We start from the raw sequence: 24241 nt of genomic DNA on the forward strand, positions 1-24241 counted from the left end.
GGCGGGTGGGACGAGTGGTGTCCATTCTGCGGCATGTCTGATAACCGCCTGTTATATGCGTGCGGCGGATTGCGTGCCGCGTCACGCTGCCTGCACCGCAGTGGTGCCTATGCCCGCGACCGCCGCCTGCACCATGCGCTTGAGCTCGGGTACGCAGGAGCCGCATTGCGTGCCGCAGCGCAGCGCGCCCTGCAACTGCGCCAGGCGCTCGGCCGGGCTGCCCTGGCACTGGCCCAGGCGCTCGGTGATGTCGGTATCGGTCACGTTCAGGCAGACGCACACCCGCTTGCCGCGTGCGGCCACGGCCACGGGCGGCTGTTGGGTGGGCAGCAGCAGCAACCGGCCATAGGTCTGCACGGGCAGTTCTTCCTGCAGCAGCGTGCGCAGCCAGCCGCCAGCGCTGCCATTGCCGGCCAGCAGCAGTGCGTCCAAAGTGGTGCGGCCATCGGCCTGGCGCTGCAGGCGCGCGGCGCGGTGCTGGGCGCGGCGGCGGTCGGCATAGCGCAGCGTGCCAGGCCCGTCCAGGTGCAGCAGGTGCTCGATGCGCGCGAGCAGGGCCGGTGGCGGCGCCTCGTGCGCGGCACCGCGCAGCAGAACGCCCGTGCGCGCGGGACCTGCCGTCGGCGCGGCGCCGCTGAAGGGCACGCAGTGGGCGAAGGGTAGTTCGGGCATCAGCGCGGCCAGCGCCTCGCGCGCGGCCAGGGCTTCATCTTCGGGCAGCCAGGCCATGGCCAGCAGCGTCCAGGGCAGCTCGGCCTTGAGCACCTTCACCGCCGCGTGCTTGAGCTCCGGCTGTTTGGAGCCAGGGCAGAAGGCCGGCGTGGTGAGCGCGTTCACGCCCGCCAGCGGCCGGCCCGTGCTGGAGCGCCCGCCCAGGTATTCGCCGCCCCAGTGCATGGCCATGAAAACCTGCCCCGGTGCCAGTGTGTCGTCGGCCTGCACGGGCGCGATGATGGAGCCGCGCGCGCTGGTCACATGCGCCAGGTCGCCAGCGACCAGCTGCAGGCGCTGGAGGTCCTGCGGGTGCATCTGCAGCGCGGGCTCGGACGCGTGGCCGAACAGCCGCCCCAGCGTGCCGGTGCGGCTCATGCCGTGCCACTGGTCGCGCAGGCGTCCCGTGGTCAGGCTGAACGGGTAGCGCGCGCTGGACGGCTCGGCCAGGGGCTGCCAGGCCGTGGGGACGAAGCGCGCACGCCCGTCGGGTGTGGGAAAGACGCCGTCCGCATACAGGCGCGCGCGGCCCGTGCGGGCGCCGCTCGGGTAGGGCCACTGCTGCGGCCCGTCGGCCTCCAGCGCGGCCCAGGTCAGGCCGGTGATGTCCAGGTCGCGCCCGCGCGTGGTCTCGCGGTGTTCGTTCCAAATGGCCTCGGCGCAGGCCTGGGCGGTGTCGCCGGTGTAGGGGAATAGCGTGGGCTGGCCGGGGCGCAGGTGCCTCTCCAGCCGCTGCGCCAGCGCCAGCGCGATCTGCCAGTCGTGCCGCGCACCGCCGGGTGCGGCCACTGCCGCGCGCACGCGGCTGATGCGGCGCTCGCTGTTGGTGACGGTGCCGGTCTTTTCGCCCCAGGTGGTGGCGGGCAGCAGCAAGTCGGCGTACTGCGCGGTGGCGGTGGTGGCGAAGGCCTCTTGCACCACCACAAACTCGGCGCGCTGCAGGGCGCGGCGCACGGTGGTCTGGTCGGGCAGGCTCTGCGCGGGGTTGGTGCAGGCGATCCACAGCGCCTTGATCTCGCCGTCGGCCGCGGCCTGGAACATCTCCACCGCCGTCTTGCCGGGCCGCGCGGGCACCGACTCCACGCCCCACAGCCGGGCCACTTCGGCGCGGTGGTCGGGGTTAGCCATGTCGCGGTGCGCGGGCAGCAGGTTGGCCAGGCCCCCCACCTCGCGTCCGCCCATGGCGTTGGGCTGGCCCGTCAGGCTGAAGGGGCCGGCGCCCGGTTGGCCGATCTGCCCGCAGGCCAGGTGCAGGTGGATCAGCGCGGCGTTCTTGGCCGTGCCGCTGGTGCTCTGGTTCAGGCCCTGGCAGTACAGGCTCAGCGTGGGCAGGCGCGGCCCACCCTCCGCTATGCCCTCCACGCCGGCGAACCAGCGCGCTGCGGTGGCAATGTCCTGCGGCGGCAGGCCGCAGACGGCAGCGGCGCGCTCGGGCGTGCAGTCCTGCACCACGGCCTGCAGATCGGCGAAGCCGCTGGTGTGCCGCGCGATGTAGCCCTGGTCCACCCAGCCCTCGCGCAGCATCACGTGCAGCATGGCGTTGAACAGCATCACGTCGCTTCCCGGCAGCAGGGGCAGGAACAGATCGGCCATGGCCGCGGTGTCGGTGCGGCGCGGATCGGCCACGATGATCTTCATGGCCGGGTTGGCGGCGCGCGCGTCCTCGATGCGGCGAAACACGATGGGGTGCGCCCAGGCCGTGTTGCTGCCGGCGATGAACAGGCACTGCGCGTGGGCCAGGTCGTCGTAGCAGGCGGGCGGCGCGTCGGCGCCCAGCGTGGCCTTGTAGCCGGCCACGGCGCTGCTCATGCACAGGCGCGAGTTGGTGTCGATGTTGTTGGTGCCGATCAGGCCCTTGGCCAGCTTGTTGAAGACGTAGTAGTCCTCGGTGAGCAACTGGCCGCTCAGATAGAAGCCCACCGCGTCGGGGCCGTGGCGGTCGATGGTGGCGGCGAAGCGCTGCGCCGCGGTGTCGAGAGCCGCGTCCCAGTCGATGGGGTGCGCTGCCTGGCCGCGCTGCGGGCGCAGCTGGGGTTGCAGCAGCCGGGTCTGCAGTGTGACGGGCCGGCTGGCGGTGAGGTGCAGGGTGCTGCCCTTGGTGCACAGGCGGCCGAAGTTGGCGGGGTGGTGGGGGTCGCCGCGCACGCCGGTGATGGTGTCGCCGTCGGACTGGATGATCACGCCGCAGCCTACGCCGCAGTAGGGGCAGGTGGAGGGGGTTTCTTTCATGGCGTGATTTCTTGGGGTTTGGGGGCTCTAGGGCTTGGTGGATGGGTGCGGGTAGCTGTATTTTTTGATGCCGCTGGCCGGGACTCGCCCCGGCGGGCGAGGTACCTTTCTTGGCTTCGCCAAAGAAAAGGACCCAAAAGAAAGGCGACCCTGCTGTCCGTGACCCTTCGCTGCGCTACGGGCAACCTGTGATGCTCGGCGCGGGCGGGGTCTTGCTCGAACTCACGCCTGCGGCGCTCAGACCATCGCGAGCCCTGATCCGCCCACACCTGCGCTTCTCGACACGGCCAGAAGGGAACCCGCAAACCGGGCAGCCACTCGGGCCATCGCTGCGCTCGGCCTGGGGCTATGCGGTAGCCTTGCAGCGCAGCGCGGGGCCGGCCACCGGGCGTTGCAGGTCCAGGGCGTGGTGGGCCAGCTCCTGGGCGTCCAGGTAGACGGTGCCCGCTTCCACCTTGACCTGAAAGCGCGGCGTGCAGCCTTCGTCGGGGGCGGCGGCCTGGCCGTCGCACAGGCCGATGGTCCAGTTGTGCAGCGGGCAGGCCACGCTGTTGCCGAAGACGATGCCCTGGCTCAAGGGGCCGCCCTTGTGGGGGCAGCGGTCGAGCAGGGCGAACACGCCGCCGGCGTCGTTGCGGAAGACGGCCACGTCCATGCCGTGCGGGCGGGCCACACGGCGCGCGCCGAGCACGGGGATGTCGTCCAGGGAGCAGATCGGGGTCCAGGTGGTCATAGCTATTCCTTTAGGAGCTGTTGGCGCTTGCTGGCAGGGCGTGACAGGCACTTTTGACTGAAACTCATGCCAACGTTCATGCGGGGATCGGCGTGATCGGGATGAACTGGCGCCGGTCCACCGCAGCCGGCTCGAACTCGAACCACGGGTCGGGCTCGCCCGCCAGCGCGTCCTGCAGCTCGCGCCACAGCGCCTGGCGGCCGGGGGCATCTTGGAGTACGCGGCGCTTGACGTAGTCCAGTCCCACGCGGGCGACGAAATGCACCGTGCGCTCCAGGTACCAGCCCTCCAGGCGGTACAGCTGCATGAAGGCGCCCGTGTACTCCAGCACCTCCTCGGCGGTCTTGAGCTTGGTGAAGAACTGCGCCACCTCGGTCTTGATGCCGCCGTTGCCGGCCACGTACATCTCCCAGCCCGAGTCCACGCCGATGATCCCCACGTCCTTGATCCCGCTCTCGGCGCAGTTGCGCGGGCAGCCGCTGACGGCGAACTTGACCTTGTGCGGCGCGTACATGCCCACGAAGGCGTGCTCCAGGTCCTTGCCGAGCTGCGTGCTGTCCTGCGTGCCCATGCGGCACCACTCGCTGCCCACGCAGGTCTTCACGGTGCGCAGTGCCTTGGCGTAGGCGTGGCCGCAGGGCATGCCGATGTCGCGCCAGACGTTGACCAGGTCTTCCTTCTTCACGCCCAGCAGGTCGATGCGCTGGCCGCCCGTGACCTTCACCGTGGGGATCTGGTACTTGTCCACCACGTCGGCGATGCGGCGCAGTTCGGCGGCACTGGTCTCGCCGCCCCACATGCGCGGCACCACGCTGTAGGTGCCATCTTTCTGGATGTTGGCGTGGCTGCGCTCGTTGATGAAGCGGCTTTGCGGATCGTCCCGCGCCTCCTTGGGCCAAGTGCTGATGAGGTAGTAGTTCACGGCCGGGCGGCAGGTGGCGCAGCCATTGGGCGTCTTCCACTCCAGGAAGCGAAACACGCTGTCTACGGTCAGCAGCCGGTGTGTGCGGATGGCTTCGCGCACGGCCTGGTGGCCGTGGTCGGTGCAGGCGCACACGGGCTTGGTCTTGGGCGTGGCGGAATAGTCGCCGCCCGCGGTGGCCATGAGGATCTGCTCCACCAGCCCGGTGCACGAGCCGCAGCTGGCGCTGGCCTTGGTGTGCTTGCGCACCTCGTCCAGCGTGAACAGGCCCTTGTCCTTGATGGCCTTGCAGATCTGGCCCTTGGTCACGCCGTTGCAGCCGCACACCTCGTCGCTGTCGGCCATGGCGGCGGCCTTGTTCTGGCCCTGATGGCCCGCGTCGCCCAGGTGCGATTCGCCGAACATGAGCCGGTCGCGGATGTCGGCCACGCTGCGGCCGTCACGCAGCAGCTTGAAGTACCAGCTGCCATCCACCGTGTCGCCATAGAGGCAGGCGCCCACGAGCCGGTCGTCCTTGAGCACCAGCTTCTTGTACACACCGCCGCCCTCGGCATGCGGGTCGCTGAGCACGATCTCCTCCGTGCCCTCGCCGCCCTGGAAGTCGCCGGCGGAAAACAGGTCGATGCCCGTGACCTTGAGCTTGGTGGAGGTGAGCGAGCCCTGGTAGCGCCCGATACCCCATTCCGCCAGGTGGTTGGCCAGCACCTTGCCCTGCTCGAACAACGGCGCCACCAGCCCGTAGGCGATGCCGCGGTGCGCCGCGCATTCGCCCACGGCGTAGATGCGCGGGTCGGTCACGGTCTGCAGCGTGTCGCTGACGACGATGCCGCGGTTGACGTGCAGGTGCATCTGCTCGGCCAGGGCCGTGTTGGGGCGGATGCCCACGGCCATCACCACGAGCTGGGCGGGCACCTCGCTGCCGTCCTTGAAGCGTACCGCGGCCACGCGGCCGTCGCCGCCGGCCACCAGTTCCTGCGTTTGGGCCTGCATGAGGAACTGCATGCCGCGCTCGGCCAGCGACTGCTGCAGCAGCTTGCCCGCCACGTCGTCAAGCTGGCGCTCCATGAGCCACTCGCCCGCATGCACCACGGTGACCTGCATGCCGCGCTTCATGAGGCCGTTGGCCGCCTCCAGGCCCAGCAGGCCGCCGCCGATGACCACGGCGTGCTTGTAGCTGGCGGCAGCGTCGATCATGGCCTGCGTGTCCGCGATGTCGCGGTAGGCCAGCACGCCGGGCAGTTCACGGCCCGGAATGGGCAGCATGAACGGGTTGGAGCCCGTGGCGAGGATCAGCCGGTCGTAGGGCGCCTCGACGGTGCGCCCGTCCTGCGCCACGCCATGCACGGTGCGCCGCGTGCGGTCCACATGCGTCACGGTGCACCCCGCGTGCAGCGTGATGTGGTGGTCCGCATACCAGGACCAGTCGTTGAGGACGATCTCCTCCAGCGTCTGCTCGCCCGCCAGCACGGGCGACAGCAGGATGCGGTTGTAGTTGGGGTGCGGCTCGGCGCCGAACACCGTGATGTCGTAGAGGTCGGGCGCGATCTTAAGCAGCTCTTCCAGCGCGCGCACGCCTGCCATGCCATTGCCCACCATCACCAGCCTGGATTGCTTCACCATCGTCTCCCCCGCGGGAATGCCCCGCGCAGCCACATCAACAAAAAAGGCGTCCGCACGCCGCACCGGGCAGGGGCCTGGTTGCGGGTGGGGACGCCTTCGTCCCGCGAGCCCTGCCTCCGCCGTTGGAGAGGGCACGCGCTGCGGCCTACCGTGGCCGCGCTGGCTTCAATGCAATGGGCGTGCCAGGGTGCGGCGGGGTGAGAGGTGTGCGCTCATGGGGTGGGCTGAATAGTCCGCTAGCGCTTGATGGGTGAGCGCGAGCAGCTATGGTTTCAGGAGCAATCGCGCACGTGGCCGGGCGTGGCGGGCTGCGCACCGCCGTGGTGCAAGTGGCGGCGCGATGGTGCGGGCGCTGGCGTCCTGATTGCGCCCGGACCTCGTAGGGGATGTTGTGCCGGTGGCACGGCCCCTGCGTGCGCGCCCGATGCACCGCAATTGAACAAAAACAGCGTCCAGCGCTTGCCCCTCAAGCGCTGCCAGCGATGGAATCAGGAGCCGCCTGCCGGCGGTGGTGTTGGGGCCGTCCAGGCGCCGCCCAGCACCTTGTAGAGCGTCACGCGGTTGACCTGCTCGGCCAATTGCAGCGTGATCTGCGCCTGCTGTGCGGCATACAGCGTGCGCTGCGCGTCCAGCACGGCGAGGTAGTTGTCCGCACCGAGGCGAAAGCGTGCGTCCGACAGCTGCAGCGTGCGCTGTGTGGCCTGCACCAGCGAGCCCTGCGCCTGCAGGCGCTCGGTGAGCGTGGCGCGCTCGGCCAGCGCGTCGGCCACCTCGCCGAAGGCGGTCTGGATGGCCTTCTCGTACTGGGCCACGGCGGTGTCGCGCGTCACCTCGGCCACGCGCAGGTTGGCCTGGTTGCGGCCGGCGTCGAAGATCGGCAGGCGGATCTGCGGCGCGAACGCCCAGGTGCCGTTGCCGCCCTCGAACAGGCCCGACAGCGCATTGCTGGCCGTGCCCACCGAGGCCGTGAGCGTGATCGACGGAAAGAACGCCGCGCGTGCCGCGCCGATATTGGCCGTGGCGCCCTGCAGTGCATGCTCGGCCGCGCGCACGTCGGGGCGGCGCAGCAGCACGCTGGACGGAACGTCTGCAGGCACGGCCAGCAGCGCCGTTGCGGGCGCCGCGGGATCGGCCAGCGCGGGGACGGGGGACCGGGGGGCAGGACTGTCCGCAGTACCGGTGCCGGGAGCGGGCTGGGTTGCCGGCGTGGCCGGGCCCGCCATGGCCGTGACCGGCATGGCCGTTTCCACGGTGGCCACGCTGGCGGGCAACAACGCTGGGGGCACGGGCGATCCCACCAGCAGGGCCAGGGCGTTGCGGCTGCGCGCCAGCTGCGAGACGAAGGCGGCCGCATCCACGCGTGCGGTGTCGGCCGCCGACTGGGCCTGCGCCAGCACCAGGCCCGAGCTGGCGCCCAGTTCATGGCTGCGCTGCGTGAGCTCCAGGGCCTGCTGGCGCGTGCGCAGGGTCTCGCGTGCCAGTTGCAGGCGGCGCGCGTCGGCGTCCAGCGTGAGCCAGGCGCCGATCACCTCGGCCACCAGGCTGAGCTGCACGCTGCGGCGGTTCTCCGCCACGCGCAGGAACTCCTGCAGCGCGGCATCGTTCAGGTTGCGCACGCGGCCGAAGAAGTCGATCTCGTAGCTGCTGAAGCCCAGTGTGGCGCTGTACTGGCTGGTGGTGTTGGAGCGGCCCGCGGCGGTCAGGTCGTCGGCGGTGCGGCTGCGGTTGCCCGCGCCGGCCGCGTTCACCGTGGGAAAGCGGTCGGCCTGCACCACGCCGTACTGCGCGCGGGCCTTGTCGATGGCCAGTACCGCCACGCGCAGGTCGCGGTTGTTCGCCAGGGCCTGTTCCACCACCGTGCGCAGGCGGGCGTCCTGCACGAAGTCTTGCCAGGCCATGGGGCCGCCGTCCGGCAGCGCCACGGCGCCGGCGGTCGGTGGCTGGGGCAGGGGCGATGCCACCGTGTCCGGCACGGGCAGCGGCGGCGCTTCGTAGCGTGGCGCCAAGTTGCAGCCGGCCAGCAGGGCGCAGGCCAGGGCGGCGGTCACAGGCGTGAAGGGATGGGGGGGCGTCATGCGGCACTCTCCGGATGGATGGGGGCAGGCTGGGTCGCGTCTTCCTGGCGCGAGCGGCTCTTGAACCAGCTGCGGATCAGCAGGAAAAACACCGGCACCATGAAGATGCCAAGCACCGTGGAGGCCACGGTGCCGCCCAGCACGGCCGTGCCGATGGCGTTGCGCCCGCCTGCGCCGGCGCCCGTGCCCAGGGCCAGCGGCACCACGCCGAAGCCGAAGGCCAGCGATGTCATGAGGATGGGGCGCAGGCGCATGCGCACGGCTTCCAGCGTGGCATCCAGCAGCTTGCGGCCCTGTTCCTGCAACTGCACGGCAAACTCGACGATCAGGATGGCGTTCTTGGAGGCCAGGCCCACCGTGGTGATCAGGCCGACCTGGAAGTACACGTCGTTGGCCAGGCCCCGCGTCCAGGTCGCCAGCAGCGCGCCCAGCACGCCCAGCGGCACGGCCAGCATCACCGACAGGGGTACGGTCCAGCTCTCGTACAGCGCGGCCAGGCACAGGAACACGAACAGGATCGAGATGGCGTACAGCAGCGGCGCCTGCGCGCCGGATTGGCGCTCCTGCAGCGAGGCGCCCGTCCATTCGTACGCAATGCCGGGCGGCAGGCCCTTCAGGATGTCCTCCACGATCTTCATGGCCACGCCCGAGCTGACGCCCGGCGCGGCGCTGCCCACCATCTCGTAGGCGGGCGCGCCGTTGTAGCGCATGAGCTGCGGCGAGCCATAAGCCCAGTGGGCCTTGGAGAAGGCGCCGAACGGCACCATCTCGCCGTTCTTGTTGCGCACGGTCCACTTGCCGATGTCCTGCGGCAGCATGCGGTGCGGCGCGTCGCCCTGGATGTAGACGCGCTTGACGCGGCCGTTGTTCAGAAAGTCGTTCACGTAGGTGCCGCCCATGCCGCTGGAGAGCACGCTGTTGATGGCGTCGTAGCTCAGGCCCAGCGCGGCGGCCTTGCGGTCGTCGATGTCCAGGCGCAGCTCGGTGGCGTCGTCCAGGTTGGTGGTGCGCAGGTTGGTCAGCTCGGGGTGCTTGCGCGCCTCGGCCAGGAACCGGTCCTTGGCGGCCAGCAGCGCCTCGTGCCCCAGGCCGTTGATGTCCTTGAGCATGAAGTTGAAGCCCGCGTTGGAGCCCAGGCCGCGCACGGCCGGCGGTTGCGACACGAAGATGCGCGCGTCGCGGATCTTGGCCAGCTCCTGGGTGGCGCGGTGGGCGATGGCCGCCGCGGACTGGCTGGCCAGCGGCCGCTGGTCCCAGGGCTTGAGGCGGATGAATGCGCGCGCCGAGCTCTGGTCGCCGTTCAGGCCCGAGACCTGGTTGAAGCTGATGACCTCGGGCACGTCCTTGAAGTACAGATTCACCTGGTCCAGCACGTCCTGCAGTCGCGCGTCGGTGGCTCCAGCGGGCAGGTTGACATTGGCCAGGATGTAGCCCTGGTCTTCATCGGGCAGGAAGGCCGTCGGCACGCGGCCGATGATCCACCACACGGCCAGGCAGATAGCGGCAAAGATCAGCAGCATGCGCTTGGCGCGGTGCAGCATCCAGCCCACGCCGCGCTGGTAGCGCAGCGTGTTGGTCTCGAAGTGGCGGTTGAACCAGAGGAAGAAGCGGTCGTTCAGCCCCAGCAGGCCGCGGCGCACCTGCGGGTCCTTGCCCAGGTGGGCGGACGGCTTGAGGATGCTGGCGCACAGCGCCGGCGTGAGCGTGAGCGCCACCAGCACCGACAGCGCCATCGCCGCCACGATGGTGATGGAGAACTGCCGGTAGATCACCCCCGTGGAGCCGCCGAAGAACGCCATCGGCACGAACACCGCCGACAGCGTGAGGCCGATGCCCACCAGCGCGGGCGTGATCTCGCGCATCGAGTGGCGCGTGGCCTCTTTGGGCGAGAGACCCGACTCGTGCATCACGCGCTCGACGTTCTCCACCACCACGATGGCGTCGTCCACCAGCAGGCCGATGGCCAGCACCAGCGCGAACATGGTCAGCGTGTTGATCGAGTAACCCGCCGCGGCCAGCACGCCGAAGGTGCCCAGCAGCACCACTGGCACGGCGATCGCAGGGATCAGCGTGGCGCGGAAGTTCTGCAGGAAGATGAACATCACGATCACCACCAGCACCATGGCCTCGCCCAGCGCGGTGGCCACTTCGCGGATCGAGGCGCGCACGAAGGGCGTGGAGTCGGAGCTGACGAAGTAGTCGATCTGGTTGGGGAAGTAGGGCTTGAGCTCCGCCAGCTTGGCGGCCACGGCGTCCGACACCGCCATGGCGTTGGCGCCGTCGGCCAGCACGATGCCCATGCCCGCGCCCGGGCGGCCGTTGAGCTTGGCCTTGACCGACAGGTTGTCGGGGCCCAGTTCCACGCGCGCGACGTCCTTCACCGTGACCACCGAACCGTCGGTGGCGGTCTTGAGCACGATGTCCTCGAACTCCTGCACCGTCTGCAGCTTGGTGCGCGCGGTGATGGTGGCGTTGAGCTGCTGGTCGGGCACGGCGGGCAGCGCGCCGAGCTGGCCGGCCGAGACCTGTGCGTTCTGCGCGTTCAGCGCGCTGATCAGGTCCGACGGCATGAGCTGGAATTTCTCCATCTTGGCCGGGTCTATCCACAGGCGCATGGCGTAGAAGGTGCCGAACACGCGGATGTCGCCCACGCCATCCAGGCGGCCGATCACGTCCACGAGGTTGGAGTTCAGGTAGTCCCCGATGTCCACCGCGCTCATGTTCGGGTCGCCCGAGAAGAAGCTGTAGGTGACCAGGTAGTCCTGGCCGCCCTTGTTGACGAACACGCCCCGGCTCTTCACGGCATCGGGCAGGCGATTCATGGCCGACTGCAGCTTGTTCTGCACCTGCACCTGGGCCACGTCGATGTTGGTGCCCGGCGCAAACGTGAGGGTGGTGGCCGAGCGGCCCGACGCATCCGACGTCGAGCCCATGTAGATCATGTTGTCGATGCCCTTGAGCTGCTGCTCGATGATCTGCGTGACCGAGTTTTCCACGGTCTCGGCCGAGGCGCCCGTGTACTGCGCGGAGATGGTCACGCGCGGCGGCGCGATGTCGGGGTACTGCTCCAGCGGCAGCGTGAAGATCGCCAGGCCGCCCGCCAGCATGATGATGATGGACAGCACCCACGCGAAGATGGGGCGGTTGATGAAGAACTGGGCCATGTGCGCCTGACCTCGTGCTCAGCGGGATGCGCCGGGGCGGGCGGTGATGTCCACGCTCTGGCCCGCCGCGGGGGTGGCGCTGGCGGCGGGTGCTGGCGCCGCGGCGGCCGGGCCCTTCTTGGTGTTCAGGTCCACCACCTGGGGTGCCACCTTGTCACCGGGCTTGATGCGTTGAAAGCCATCCACCACCAGGCGCTCGCCGGGTTGCAGGCCGCTGTCCACCAGCCAGCGGTTGCCCAGGGCGCGCGCCAGTTCCACGGGGCGTTTCTCGACCACGTTGTCGGCGTTGACCACCAGCACGCTGGCGCGGCCCGTCAGGTCGCGGTTCACGGACTGCTGCGGGATCAGCAGCGCGTCGCTGGCCAGGCCCGTGGGCAGCAGCGCCTGCACGTACATGCCGGGCATGAGCACGCCGTCGGGGTTGGGCACCACGGCGCGCAGCGTCACCGTGCCCGTGGTGTCGTTGACGATCACGCCCGCGAACTGCAGCCGGCCTTCGTGCGGGTAGTCGCTGCCGTCGTCCAGCCGGATGCGCACGCGCATCTGGTTGCCGTCCACCTTCTGATAGCGGCCGGCCTCCCAGTCGCGCTTGAGCTGTACCAGCTCGGTGCTGGACTGGGTGAAGTCCACGTACATCGGGTCCATCTGCACGATGGTGGTGAGCGCATTGGCCTGGTTGGCCGTCACCAGCGCGCCAGGGGTGACGCTGGACAGGCTGATGCGTCCGGCGATGGGCGCCTCGATGCGGCTGTAGCGCAGGTTGATGCGCGCCGTCTCCAGGTTGGCGCGGGCCACGCCCACGTCGGCGCGGGCCTGCGCGGCCGCGGCCTGGCTTTCGTCATAGGCCTGGCGGCTGATGGCGTCGATCTTGACCAGTTCGGCATTGCGGCGCGCATTCGCCTCCTGCGTGCGCGCCGTGGCCTCGGCGCGGGCCAGGGTGGCCTCGGCGCTGGCCTCGGTGGCGCGCAGCGGGCGGTCGTCGATCTGGTACAACGGCTGGCCCTTGCGCACCAGCGCGCCCTCGGTGAACAGGCGCTGCTGCACGATGCCCGAGACCTGGGGGCGCACCTCGGCGGTCAGGTAGGCACGGGTGCGGCCGGGCAAGGTGGCGTCCAGTTGCTGCGCGCGCGTTTGCAGAGTGACCACGCCCACGGCGGCGGGGCCCTGTGGCTCGGTGGCTGGCGCGTCCTTGCCGCCACAGGCCGCCAGGCCCAACGCCAGGGCCAGGCCAGCCAGCCGCTGCGCAAGCGCGCCGTGACGAGCCGCAGAGGTGCACGAGGGGGAAAAAGCGGGTGAAGCGGAAAGACGGGGGGCGCGGGCGGGGCGCTCAATGGGCGCGGGTGTCGTCGCGTGGATCATGGGGCGAAGGCGCAAGGTCTGGAAAGGGTGGCGCAGAGCAGGAAAGCGGGGCCTGGAAGGGCGTCGCAGGGCGCTCCGCTCTGCAGGCAAGCGTTGCACTTTCGCACATTGACGGCAAGGCTGCCGTGGTAGCAGCGATTCTTCATGCTTCTTTACAAGGCATTGCCAAAGGGCGTCGCGCGCCGCAGAGCCCCCGCCGGCAGGATGTGGGGGTCAGCTGCTGGCGCTTTAAATCGGCGCTTGGGGCTTGGGTGTTCAGCACCTAAAGCTATGTAAATGATAGCGACCGTCATGCAGCGAAGCCGTGCAGCGCCTACCATGTACGCCTGACGCGGCTGCCGTGGCCGCGCACCACCGCCTGAAGGAGTTGCCTGCCATGAACACTTCCACTTCCGCATCGACCCCGCTGCTGACCCAGCAGCTTTTGCAGCACCTGCAGGGGGCGCCGCTGCAGCAGATGGCCCAGCGCCTGGGCACCGACACCGCCCAGACGCAAAGCGCCGTGGAGATGGCCCTGCCGCTGCTGCTGGGCGCCCTGGGGCGCAACGCCGAGGGGCCGCAGGGTGCGCAGTCGCTGCTGGGGGCGCTGCAGCGCGACCACATGGACGCCGCGGCCCCTGCGGCGCAGGGCATCGGCGGCCTGGACCTGGGCGGGCTGCTGGGGTCGGTGCTGGGCGGCGGCATGGCCGGCGGCGCCGGGCAGGGCGGCGACGCGGGCGCCATCCTGGGCCATATCTTCGGCGGCGGCCGCGAGAGGGCCGAAGCCGGCCTGGGCCAGGCCAGCGGACTGGGGGCGAACGCCGGCCAACTGCTGCAGATGCTGGCGCCCATCGTCATGGCGTTCCTGGCGCAACGGGTGCGCAGCGACGGACTGGACGCGGGTGGCCTGGGGCAGGTGCTGGGCCAGGAGCGCGCCCAGGTGCAGCGCACGGGCGCGCCCGGCGGCGATCTGCTGGGCAGCCTGCTGGACCAGGACGGCGACGGCCAGGTGGGCCTGGGCGACCTGTTCAAGATCGGCGGCAGCCTGCTGGGTGGGCGGCGCTGAGCGCAGCGGCTCAGGCCGCGCCTGCAGCTTCCAAAAGCATAGCTGCACTCGCCCGGCCCGTGGGCGCTGCGACCACCTGGTTGCAACAAATTTTGAACCCGGTTGCGCGCCCGCCCTGGTTCGGCGGACACTGTGGGCGCGTGTTCGGTTTCGTTCCATCCACAGCCAGGGAGGCAGCCATGACGACTGTTGCAGAAATCCTCAGAACCAAAGCCGATGGGCAGGTCCATGCCGTCGAACCTTCGGACACCGTGCTCACCGCGTTGCGGCGCATGGCCGACAAGGGCATCGGCGCGCTGCTGGTGATGGAAGGCGATCAGATCGCGGGCATCTTCACCGAGCGCGACTACGCCCGCAAGATGGTGCTGTTGGGCCGCTCGTCGGGCGACACCCCGGTGAGCGAGGTGATGACGCGTGCGGTGCGCTTCGTGCGGCCCGCGCAGAGCGCCGAGCAGTGCATGGCGCTGATGACGGAAAACCGGCTGCGGCACCTTCCTGTGGTGGAGGGCGGGCGCGTGGTGGGGCTGGTGTCCATCGGCGACCTGGTCAAGAGCGTGATTTCGGAGCAGCAGTTCATCATCGAGCAGATGGAGCTTTACATCACCGGGGTGCGGTGACGGTGTTCCGGGCGGGCCTGTGCTGAGCGGGGCGCGGGCTCTGTGAAGCCTTGCGGTGTGAGTTTCTTCGTCGCTGGCCGGGACTCGCCCCGGCCAGCGGCATGAAACCCAAGGGCAAATGATCAAAAACAATAGCTGCTAGCGCTTACCCAGCAAGCGCTAGAGCCAAAAAACCCTCAAGCCGCTCTCTCCACGTGCCCCTGCCGCGTGTAGAGAAAGTCGATCACCGCCTTGCGGCACTGCAGGTACCGCGCATCCTCCGCCAGCGCCACCCGGTTGCGCGGGCGTGCAATGTCCACGTCCAACACCTCGCCAATGGTGGCGGCGGGGCCGTTGGTGAGCATCACGATGCGGTCGGACAGCAGCACGGCCTCGTCCACGTCGTGCGTGACCATGACCACGGTGCTGCGCGTGCGCGCCACGATCTCCAGCAGCTCGTCCTGCAGCCGTGCGCGCGTGAGCGCGTCCAGCGCGCCGAAGGGCTCGTCCATCAGCAGCACCTGGGGCTCCATCGACAGTGCGCGTGCGATGCCCACGCGCTGCTTCATGCCGCCCGATATCTCGCCGGGGCGCTTGTGCGCGGCATGGGCCAGGCCCACCAGTTCCAGCGCGGCGTGGGTGCGCTCCTTCAGCCGGCCCTTGGACTCGCGCGCGCCGAACACGCGTTCCACGGCCAGGTGCACGTTGCCTTCGCAGGTCAGCCAGGGCAGCAGCGAGTGGTTCTGGAACACCACCGCGCGCTCGGGACCGGGGCCCTTGATCTCGCGCCCGGCGCAGATCAGCGCGCCGGCGGTGGGCGTGGTCAGGCCCGCGATCAGGTTCAGCAGCGTGCTTTTGCCGCAGCCCGAGTGGCCGATCAGTGCCACGAATTCGCCCCGGGCGATGGCCAGGTCGATGCCGCGCAGCGCGGGAAACACGCCCTTGGCGGTGCGGAAGGTCTGCTCGACCCCCTGGATCTGCAGGAATTTTGCGTCGCTCATGATTGCACCTCCTCGAACGTGAAGGCCGTGGCCAGCCGGACCAGCGCCCATTCCAGCAGCAGGCCCACGCCGCCGATGACGAAGATGGCCACCAGGATGTTGGTGACGTTCAGGTTGTTCCACTCGTCCCACACCCAGAAGCCGATGCCCACGCCGCCGGTGAGCATCTCGGCCGCCACGATCACCAGCCAGGCCGTGCCTACGGCCAGGCGCACGCCGGTCAGCATGTAGGGCAGCACCGCCGGGAACAGGATGGTGGTGGCGATCTTCCATTCGCTCAGGTTGAGCACGCGCGCCACGTTCATGTAGTCCTGCGGCACGCGTTGCACACCCACGGCGGTGTTGATGACCATGGGCCAGATGGAGCAGATGAAGATCGTCCAGATGGCGGCCGGGTTGGCGCCCTTGAACACCAGCAGGCCGATGGGCAGCCACGCCAGCGGCGAGACGGGCCGCAGCAGGCTAATGACCGGGTTGCACATGCGCGAGAGGAACGCGAAGCGCCCGATCACGAAGCCCGCCGGTATGCCCACCAGCGCGGCCAGGCCAAAGCCCACGGCCACGCGCTGCAGGCTGGCCAGCACGTTCCAGCCCACGCCCTGGTCGTTGGGGCCGTTGCGGTAGAACGGGTCGCTGAAGATCTCCACCGCCTGCGCCCAGGTCTGCAGCGGGCCGGGAATGCTCTGGCCCGTGGTGGCGGAGACCACCGCCCACAGGCCCAGCAGCAGGCCCACGCCGCACAGCGGCGGCAGCACGGCCAGCCAGAGGGCGTTCCAGCGCTGGCGCGCGTCGCTGCGCGGGGGTGGGCTGGCTGGCTCTGAGGCTTTTGGGCCTGCAGCGCTTGTGGGGTGGGCGCTGGCAGCTATCGATTTGGAAGCATCGGACGCGCCGGCCGGCGCTTGCGGCTCCAGCGGGCTGTGAAAGACGGCACTGACCATGGTTTCTCCTGTGGGGGTGGGGCGATCGGGGCGTCAGGCCTTGAGCTTGAAACCGTCGGCGTACTTCGCGGGGTCCTTGCCGTCCCAGACCACGCCATCCACCAGCTTGTGGCTGCGCATGTCGCTCGCGGGCAGGGGGGCCTTCGCGGCCGTGGCGGCTTGGCGGTACACGTCGGTGCGGTTGATGGCCTTGGCCACGCCCAGGTAGTCCGGGTGGTCCTTGAGCAGGCCCCAGCGCTTGTGCTGGGTCAGGAACCACATGCCGTCGGACAGGTAGGGGAAGTTCACCGCGCCGCCGCCATAGAACTTCATGTGGTCGGGGTCGTCCCAGGTCTTGCCCAGGCCGTCCTGGTAGCGCCCCAGGATGCGCTGGTTGATGGCGTCCACGCTGGTGTTCACGTAGGCCTTGCCGGCGATGGTCTCGGCCATCTGGTTCTTGTGGGCCAGGCTTTCGTCGATCCAGCGGCTGGCCTCCAGGATGGCGGCCGTCACGGCGCGCGCGGTGTTGGGGTACTTCTGCACGAAGTCGGCGGTCGTGCCCAGCACCTTTTCGGGGTGGTCCTTCCAGATCGCCTGCGTGGTGGTGGCCGTGATGCCGATGCCGTCCATGATGGCGCGGTGGTTCCAGGGCTCGCCCACGCAGAAGCCGTCCATGTTGCCCACGCGCATGTTGGCCACCATCTGCGGGGGCGGTACGGTGATGACCTTGGCGTCCTTCAGGGGGTGGATACCGTGCGCGGCCAGCCAGTAGTACAGCCACATCGCATGCGTGCCGGTGGGGAAGGTCTGCGCAAAGGTGTACTCGCGCCGTTCCTTGGCCATCAGCTGGGCCAGGCCTGCGCCGTTGACGGCCCCCTTGTCGGCCAGCTTGCGCGACAGCGTGATGGCCTGGCCGTTGTGGTTGAGCGTCATCAGCACGGCCATGTCCTTCTTGGGGCCGCCCACGCCCAGATGCACGCCGTAGACCAGGCCGTAGAGCACATGGGCGAAGTCCAGCTCGCCGTTGACCAGCTTGTCGCGCACGCCGGCCCAGCTGGCCTCCTTGGTGGGGATGATCTTCACGCCGTACTTCTGGTCGATGCCCAGCACCGATGCCATGACCACGCTGGCGCAGTCGGTGAGGGGGATGAAGCCGATGCGCACCTCTTTCTTCTCGGGGGCGTCCGAGCCCTGGGCGTGCACCAGGGCACGCAGCGCGGGGCTCACGCCCACGGCGCCCACGGTGGCCGCCTGCAGCACGGTGCGTCGGGGGATTCGGGTGTGGAGCAGATCGGTCATGCAAGAGTCCTTTGGGGTCGTCAAAAAAGCAGTGCAGCAACGGAAAAAGGCGTCCTCACGCCGCGCGGCCGGCGCATGTGCGCTGTCCGAGCGGGTGGGGACGCCTTTGTCCTGGGAGCCCGGCCCTTCCGCCGTTGGACGGGCCTGGTGCGTGACCAGCGGTGGTCACCGGGCCTGTTGCAAGCGGTGTGCCATCTTTGGGGTTGCTTTCATTTTGATAGCTGTTTGCGCTTGATGGTCGGGCGTTTCAGGTCTGTTTTGTTTGAATACTTCATCGCCGTGTGGCGCGGCATCGGATGCACCGCATTTGTGCAATGCACAAACCGGCGCATCAACCCAGCAAATCGGCCGCGTCCAGCATGCGCTGCGCCACCTCGGCCAGGCGCAGGCCGCGGTCCATGGCGGCGCGGCGCAGCCGCTCGTAGGCCTGCTGCTCGGTCAGGCCCTGGCGCTGCATCAGCAGGCCCTTGGCGCGGTCGATGGTCTTGCGCTCGTGCAGGGCGGTGCGTGCCTGCGCCAGTTCGGTGCGCAGCGCCTGTTCGTGGGCAAAGCGGGCCAGCGCCACCTCCAGGATGGGGCGGATGCGCTGCGGTGCCAGGCCCGCGACGATGTAGGCCGTCACGCCCGCGGCCAGCGCGTCCTTCACGTGGCGCGTGTCCTCGTCGTTGGTGAACATGACGATGGGGCGGGGCGCCTCGCGCGTGGCCATCACCACATGCTCCAGCGCGTCGCGCGCCTCGCTTTCGGCGTCCACGATCACCAGGTCGGGCTGCAACTGGGCCAGGCGCTCGCCCAGGAACATATCGCCCGGCAGCGTGGCCACGAGGTTGAAGCCGTTCTCCAGCAGCCCGATGCGCAACGCGCGCGAACGCTCGGCCTGCAGCGCCGCATGCGCGTCGCCGTCGGCCGCCAGGTCCGGCGCCACCACCACGATCCGCAGTTGTTCAGTCATGCCGCAGGCGCCAGCAAGAAATACGCCACACCCGCCCCGATGCGTTGTGGAAGATTGCCGAAACGCCCCGGTTGGGGCCGCGGGCAATCCCCCTGGCGCGGGCGGCATCCTTTCGCGAACATCCTGTCACATATCCACATGAATGAGAGAGGAGTCGACTGTGCAGCAGGGAATCAAACGACGCGGTTTTTCCGCCAGCCTGGGGCTGGCGGCGCTGGGGGTGGGAGGGTGGATCACGGGATGCAGCAAGGTGCCGGACACCATCAAGATCGGTGTGGCGCAGCCCTTGTCCGGCCCCTTGGCGGGTCTGGGGCAGGATCTGCTCAATGGCGTGAAGCTGGCGGTGGACGAGATCAACCGATCCGGCCTGAACGTGGACGGCAAGCGCGTGACGCTGGAGGTGGTGGCGCAGGACGACCGCGCGGACGCCGCTTCGGGCAAGGCGGCTGCGCAGCAGCTGCTGGAATCGGGCGTGGTGGCCGTCATCGGACACCTGAACTCGGGCGTGAGCCTGGAGACCGCGCCCATCTATGCCGCCAAGGAGGTGCCGCAGCTCATCATCTCCACCAACCCGCGCATCACGCAGCTGGGGCTGGCCACCACCTTCCGCATCGTCGCCAACGACAACCTGCAGGCGCGCGCCATCGGCGCGTTCGCGGCCGCGCAGCTCAACGCCGATGCCTACGCGGTGGTCGACGACGGCTCGCCCTACGGCAAGGGACTGGCCGAGGGCGCGGCCGCGCAGTTGCTGGCGGCCAAAAAGCACATCGCCGTGCGCCAGAGCTTCGACGACAAGACCGTGGCCTTTGCCGAACTGGCGGCCCGGCTCAAGGAGGCGCAGGTGCGCGTCATCGTCTGCATGCTCAACGACTTCCAGGCGCTGGCGCTGCTGCAGGAACTGCAGAAGCTGGGCCACAGCCGTGTGGCGCTGCTGGGCGGCGACCTGGTGAAGACGGCCGACATGGCCAAGGGCATGGGCGTGATCGACGGGATCTACGCCACCTCGCCGGTGCTGGACGTGGCCGAGTTCACCACCGGCCGCCAGTTCCTGGAGAAGTACATCGCCGCCTTCCAGAAGCCCCCGGCCTATGGCGGCCACTACACCTACGACGCCGTGTACGTGGTCAGCGAGGCGATCAAGAAGGCCGGCTCCGCCGCGCCCGCCGACATCACACGCGCGCTGCGCGGCATCAACGGCTACGCCCCCGTCACCGGCACCATGGCCTGGGACGGTCAGGGCGAGCTGCGCTACGGCGCCGTGGGCGTGTACGAGCTGCGCAAGGGCCAGTGGGAGCTGCGCATGCGCTCCGACCGCTGGTAGCCGCAGGTCGGGCATGCGCGGGCGTGCGATTGCCCCCGGCCCGGCGGGCGCGGGGGGCGGCCACTACACTCGCGGGCATGAGTCAGCTGATCCTCGGTATCGAATCTTCCTGTGACGAAACCGGCGTGGCCCTGGTGCGCGCCGGCGAGGGCGGCGCCGTGCCCGTGCTGCTGGCGCATGCGCTGCACAGCCAGATCGACATGCACCAGGCCTATGGCGGCGTGGTGCCCGAGCTGGCCAGCCGCGACCACATCCGCCGCGTGCTGCCGCTGACCCGCGAGGTGCTGCGCGAATCGGGCGAGCGCCTGGAGGATGTGGACGTGGTGGCCTACACGCGCGGGCCGGGCCTGGCGGGTGCGCTGCTGGTGGGCGCGGGCGTGGCCTGCGCGCTGGGCGCTGCGCTGGACAAGCCCGTGCTGGGCGTGCACCACCTCGAAGGCCATCTGCTGTCGCCGTTCCTGAGCAGCGACCCACCCGAATTCCCGTTCGTCGCCTTGCTGGTGTCGGGCGGGCACACGCAGCTCATGCGCGTGGAGGGCGTGGGGCGCTACGAGATCCTGGGCGAGACCATCGACGACGCGGCGGGCGAGGCCTTCGACAAGTCGGCCAAGCTCATGGGCCTGGGCTATCCCGGAGGGCCGGCGCTGTCGCGCCTGGCCGAGCAGGGCAGCGCCACCGCGTTCAAACTGCCGCGCCCGCTGCTGCACAGCGGCGACCTGGATTTCTCGTTCGCGGGACTCAAGACCGCCGTGCTGACCCAGGCCAAGAAGCTGGGCGACGAGCTGCCCGCGCGCAAGGCCGACCTGGCCGCGAGCACCGAGGCCGCCATCGTCGAGGTGCTGGTCAAGAAGACGCTGGCTGCCCTTCAGAAAACAGGGCTCAAGCGCGTGGTGGTGGCCGGCGGCGTGGGCGCCAACCGGCATTTGCGTGCGCAGCTCAACGTGGCCTGCGCGCAAGCCAAGGTGCGTGTGCACTACCCCGAGTTGCACCTGTGTACCGACAACGGCGCCATGATCGCCATGGCCGCGGCCATGCGCCTGCAGGCCGGGCAGCAGCAGCCCAACCGCGATTACGCCTTCGACGTGAAGCCGCGCTGGCCGCTGGACGCCATCACGCTCGCGGCCTGAAGATATTGATCAAAATAGGCTCCAGCGCTTGTCCATAAAGCGCTGGTAGCTCACATTTTTGATAGCAGCTAAAACGGGTAGTGGCGCGGGGCGGTCTGCACCGTGATCCACCGCAGTTCCGTGAACTCGCGCACGCCCGCCATGCCGCCAAAGCGTCCCCAGCCCGACTGCTTCACGCCGCCAAAGGGCATCTGTGGCTCGTCGTGCACCGTGGGGCCGTTCACATGGCAGATGCCGGACTCGATGCGTGCGGCCACGTTCCAGGCGCGCGCCACGTCGCGCCCGAACACGGCGGCCGACAGGCCGTAGGTGGTGTCGTTCGCGGTGGCGATGGCTTGCTCCACGCCGCGCACCCGCACGATCGCCTTGACCGGGGCAAAGGTCTCCTCGTGGTAGATGCGCATGGCGGGCGTCACCCGGTCCAGCAGCGTGGCGGGCATCAGCGGGGTGTCGCTTTTGCCGCCGCACACCAGCGTCGCGCCCTGGCCCAGCGCGTCGTCGATCAGCGCATTGCAGCGCTGCACGGTGGCCATGTCCACCACCGGGCCCAGCACCACGGGGCCCTGGCGCGGGTCGCCCAGCGGCAGGGCACGGGCGCGTTCGGCCAGTTGGTGCACGAACGCATCGGCCACAGCCTCGTCCACCACCAGGCGCTCCGTGGACATGCAGATCTGCCCCGAATTGGCGAACGCGCCAAACACGGCGGCGTTCACGGCGGCATCCACGTCGGCATCGTCCAGCACCACCAGCGGGGCCTTGCCGCCCAGCTCCAGCACCACGGGTTTGAGGTGGCGTGCGCAGGTTTGCGCGACCAGCCGCCCCACCTTGGTGGAGCCCGTGAAGTTCACGCGGCGCACGGCTGGGTGGGCCACCATGGCCTCCACCACGTCGGCCGCATCGCCGGGCGCATGGGTGATGAAGTTCACCACGCCCGCGGGCAGGCCGGCGTCGTGCAGCGCCTCGGCAATGAGGCGGTGGGTGGCCGGGCAGGTTTCCGAGCCCTTGAACACCACCGTGTTGCCGCACGCCAGCGGCGTGGCAATGGCGCGCACCCCCAGGATGACCGGCGCATTCCACGGCGCCATGCCCAGCACCACGCCGGCGGGCTGGCGCACGCCCATGGCCAGGCTGCCCGGCATGTCGGACGGGATCACCTCGCCGGCGATCTGCGTGGTGAGGGCGGCGGCCTCCTGCAGCAGGTTGGCGGCCAGGTGCACGTTGAAGCCGGCCCAGGCAGCAGAGGCGCCGGTCTCGGCCGCCATGGTGGCGGCGAAGGCATCGGCGCGCGCCGTGAGGGCCTGCGCGGCGCGCTGCAGCAGGTCGCGTCGCGCGGCGGGGCCCAGCGCGGCCCACGCGGGAAAGGCCTGGGCGGCCGCCTGCACGGCGGCCACGGCGTCTTCGGGCGTAGCCGCAGCGGCCGTGGTGGCAATGCGGCCATCCAGCGGGTTGCGGCGCTCGAAGGTGGCGCCGTCCGAGGCGGGCCGCGGCGCGCCGTCGATCAGCAGGGGAAGAGGGGGCATGGGAACTCCTTTGCGAGGGGCGGCCACGGCGGCGAGGCCACCCGGGCGTTTGGCACGCAAGGGTAGCAGCGTGCCACGCCACGGGTTCTCCGGTTTTCTTTACAAAAGTTCATCTGCCGCTGGTGGCGCTGACAAGGAGCGCTGTAACAATTGCCCTCATGTTTGCCGCAGCGCTTCCTTCTCGCTCCCGCCGTCGCCCGCGCGCTTCGGCGCCACTGGCCTTGCTGGCCGCCCTGGTGCTGGCCGGTTGCGCCACGCGGCCGCCTCCCGCGCTGGAGGGGGCGGTGGCCACTCTCGCCGCCTGGGCCGGCCAGGCGGCAGTGCAGGCTGGCGCCGCCGCGACCCCGCAAGACCTGGCACAGTGGTGGCGGCAACTGGGCGATGCGCAGCTCACCGGCCTGGTGGAACGCGCGCTGCAGTCGCACACCAGCATGCGCAGCGCACGCGCCGCCGTGGAGCAGGCGCGTGCCCAGCGCGACGTGCAGGCCGCCGGCCTGCTGCCTTCCGTGAACGCATCGGGCTCCGCCCAGCGCAGCCGCAGCAATGGCAGCACCGGCAACACTTTCCAGGCGGGACTGGACGCGAGCTGGGAGCCCGACCTGTTCGGCCGCCTGTCCAGCGGCGTGCGCGCCAGCGAGGCCGACCTGCTGGCCGCCGAGGAGGGCGTGGCCGCCGCCCAGGTGGCATTGGCCGCCGAGGTGGCGGTGAACTACATCAGCCTGCGCAGCCAGCAGCAGCGCCTGCAGATTGCCCAGCAGAACCTGGCGGCGCAGAGCGAAACTGCGCAGATCGTCCAATGGCGTGTGCAGGCGGGGCTGGCCAGTTCGCTGGCGGCCGAGCAGGCCCGCGCCGCCGTGGAGCAGACCGCCGCCCAGGTGCCCACGCTGCAGGCGGGCATCGCGCAGGCGCGGCATGCGCTGGCGGTGCTCACCGGCCAGCCGCCCGCGGCGCTGGACGAGGCCCTGTCCGCGCACGCGCCCGTGCCCCAACCGCCAGCGGACCTGGCGCTGGCCTTCCCCGCAGACACGCTGCGCCAGCGCCCCGACGTGCGCCAGGCCGAGCAGCGCGTGCGCGCCGCCTGGGAGCGCGTCGCCCAGGCCGAGGCGCAGCGCATGCCCAGCCTGCGCATCAGCGGAACGCTGGGCCTGCGCGCCCTCACGCTGGGCGCGCTCACGGGTGGGGGCGCCACGGTGGCGTCGCTGCTGTCCAGCGTGTCGCTGCCGGTGTTTGATGGCGGGGCGCTGCGTGCTCAGGTGCGCGCGCAGGAGGCTGCGCTGCAGCAGGCGCAGGTGGGCTACGAGGAATCGGTGCTCGGCGCGCTCAAGGATGTGGAAGATGCGCTCGTCGCGCTGCAGGGCGACCGTGACCGACTGCAGCGCCTGTCCGCCGCGGCCGAGGCTGCGGGCAACGCGGCGCTGTTGGCGCAGAACCAGTATGCGAGCGGGCTGGTGGACTTCCAGACCGTGCTGGACACCCAACGCATGCTGCTGTCCGCGCAGGACAGCGTGGCCAGTACGGCTGCCAGCGTGAGTACCGACCATGTGCGCCTGTACAAGGCGCTGGGAGGCGGCTGGCCCGCACCCTGAGCGGCCCCCCAAAAAACCTGCTGAATGACCCGGCGCTGCCGCCGACGCGGCGCCTTCCCAGGCA

16 protein-coding genes are annotated in these 24241 nt (G+C 69.9%); 5 read left to right on the plus strand and 11 right to left on the minus strand.

The genetic code is table 11. The features are described 5' to 3' along the window. Positions 1–81: 81 nt before the first annotated feature. From AC1PPL_RS05885 to AC1PPL_RS05910, 6 genes are all read right to left on the minus strand, one after another. Positions 82–2940 (minus strand): nitrate reductase, encoded by a 2859-nt coding sequence (locus AC1PPL_RS05885; protein WP_479972884.1) that lies wholly within the window; start codon positions 2938–2940, stop codon positions 82–84. 346 nt (positions 2941–3286) lie between these two features. Beyond that, the gene (nirD, locus tag AC1PPL_RS05890) at positions 3287–3673 is read right to left on the minus strand and encodes a nitrite reductase small subunit NirD (protein WP_135148577.1); all 387 of its coding nucleotides are present in this window, start codon (positions 3671–3673) and stop codon (positions 3287–3289) included. A gap of 76 nt (positions 3674–3749) precedes the next feature. Then, positions 3750–6215 (minus strand): nitrite reductase large subunit NirB, encoded by a 2466-nt coding sequence (nirB, locus tag AC1PPL_RS05895; RefSeq protein ID WP_479972885.1) that lies wholly within the window; start codon positions 6213–6215, stop codon positions 3750–3752. 488 nt (positions 6216–6703) lie between these two features. Next, a complete protein-coding gene (locus AC1PPL_RS05900; protein WP_479972886.1) occupies positions 6704–8290 on the minus strand; it encodes an efflux transporter outer membrane subunit in 1587 nt (528 codons plus the stop codon). Continuing rightward, complete coding sequence (locus tag AC1PPL_RS05905; protein ID WP_479972887.1) at positions 8287–11454, minus strand: efflux RND transporter permease subunit; 3168 nt, start codon at positions 11452–11454, stop codon at positions 8287–8289. Before AC1PPL_RS05905 ends, AC1PPL_RS05900 begins: the two co-directional genes overlap by 4 nt. 18 nt (positions 11455–11472) lie before the next feature. Then, positions 11473–12813: an efflux RND transporter periplasmic adaptor subunit gene (locus AC1PPL_RS05910; RefSeq protein ID WP_479972888.1), complete on the minus strand. Its 1341-nt coding sequence runs from the start codon at positions 12811–12813 to the stop codon at positions 11473–11475. A 376-nt stretch (positions 12814–13189) separates the two neighbouring features. Between AC1PPL_RS05910 and AC1PPL_RS05915 the strand changes: the two genes are divergently transcribed. Both AC1PPL_RS05915 and AC1PPL_RS05920 read left to right on the plus strand, forming a co-directional pair. Further along, positions 13190–13858 carry a DUF937 domain-containing protein gene (locus AC1PPL_RS05915; protein ID WP_015913729.1) on the plus strand — a complete coding sequence of 223 codons (669 nt, stop codon included), beginning with the start codon at positions 13190–13192 and terminating at the stop codon, positions 13856–13858. 179 nt (positions 13859–14037) lie between these two features. After that, positions 14038–14475 (plus strand): CBS domain-containing protein, encoded by a 438-nt coding sequence (locus AC1PPL_RS05920; RefSeq protein WP_011805990.1) that lies wholly within the window; start codon positions 14038–14040, stop codon positions 14473–14475. Positions 14476–14651: 176 nt separating this feature from the next. Here AC1PPL_RS05920 and AC1PPL_RS05925 read toward each other — a convergent pair whose 3' ends face one another. From AC1PPL_RS05925 to AC1PPL_RS05940, 4 genes are all read right to left on the minus strand, one after another. Beyond that, on the minus strand, positions 14652–15455 hold the full coding sequence (locus AC1PPL_RS05925) for an ABC transporter ATP-binding protein (RefSeq protein ID WP_479972889.1): 804 nt from the start codon (positions 15453–15455) through the stop codon (positions 14652–14654). Further along, the gene (ntrB, locus tag AC1PPL_RS05930) at positions 15452–16393 is read right to left on the minus strand and encodes a nitrate ABC transporter permease (protein ID WP_479972890.1); all 942 of its coding nucleotides are present in this window, start codon (positions 16391–16393) and stop codon (positions 15452–15454) included. The genes AC1PPL_RS05925 and ntrB overlap by 4 nt, the downstream gene beginning before the upstream one ends. A 33-nt stretch (positions 16394–16426) precedes the next feature. Then, entirely contained in the window at positions 16427–17671 is a 1245-nt protein-coding gene (locus tag AC1PPL_RS05935) for a CmpA/NrtA family ABC transporter substrate-binding protein (protein ID WP_011805987.1), read from the minus strand. Between the two features lie 331 nt (positions 17672–18002). Then, on the minus strand, positions 18003–18623 hold the full coding sequence (locus AC1PPL_RS05940; RefSeq protein ID WP_011805986.1) for an ANTAR domain-containing response regulator: 621 nt from the start codon (positions 18621–18623) through the stop codon (positions 18003–18005). A gap of 142 nt (positions 18624–18765) precedes the next feature. On the opposite strand from AC1PPL_RS05940, the gene AC1PPL_RS05945 reads away from it, so the two are divergent. Beyond that, on the plus strand, positions 18766–19944 hold the full coding sequence (locus AC1PPL_RS05945; RefSeq protein WP_376738311.1) for a branched-chain amino acid ABC transporter substrate-binding protein: 1179 nt from the start codon (positions 18766–18768) through the stop codon (positions 19942–19944). Positions 19945–20021: 77 nt separating this feature from the next. Next, a complete protein-coding gene (tsaD, locus tag AC1PPL_RS05950) occupies positions 20022–21071 on the plus strand; it encodes a tRNA (adenosine(37)-N6)-threonylcarbamoyltransferase complex transferase subunit TsaD (RefSeq protein ID WP_479972891.1) in 1050 nt (349 codons plus the stop codon). A gap of 68 nt (positions 21072–21139) precedes the next feature. Here the strand turns inward: tsaD and AC1PPL_RS05955 are convergent, their stop codons facing one another. Beyond that, positions 21140–22591: an aldehyde dehydrogenase gene (locus tag AC1PPL_RS05955; RefSeq protein ID WP_479972892.1), complete on the minus strand. Its 1452-nt coding sequence runs from the start codon at positions 22589–22591 to the stop codon at positions 21140–21142. A 158-nt stretch (positions 22592–22749) separates the two neighbouring features. Here AC1PPL_RS05955 and AC1PPL_RS05960 point away from each other — a divergent pair, with 158 nt between their 5' ends. Continuing rightward, a complete protein-coding gene (locus AC1PPL_RS05960; protein ID WP_479972893.1) occupies positions 22750–24177 on the plus strand; it encodes an efflux transporter outer membrane subunit in 1428 nt (475 codons plus the stop codon). Positions 24178–24241: the final 64 nt, after the last annotated feature.

This window comes from Diaphorobacter sp. B2A2W2 (genome assembly GCF_056730635.1).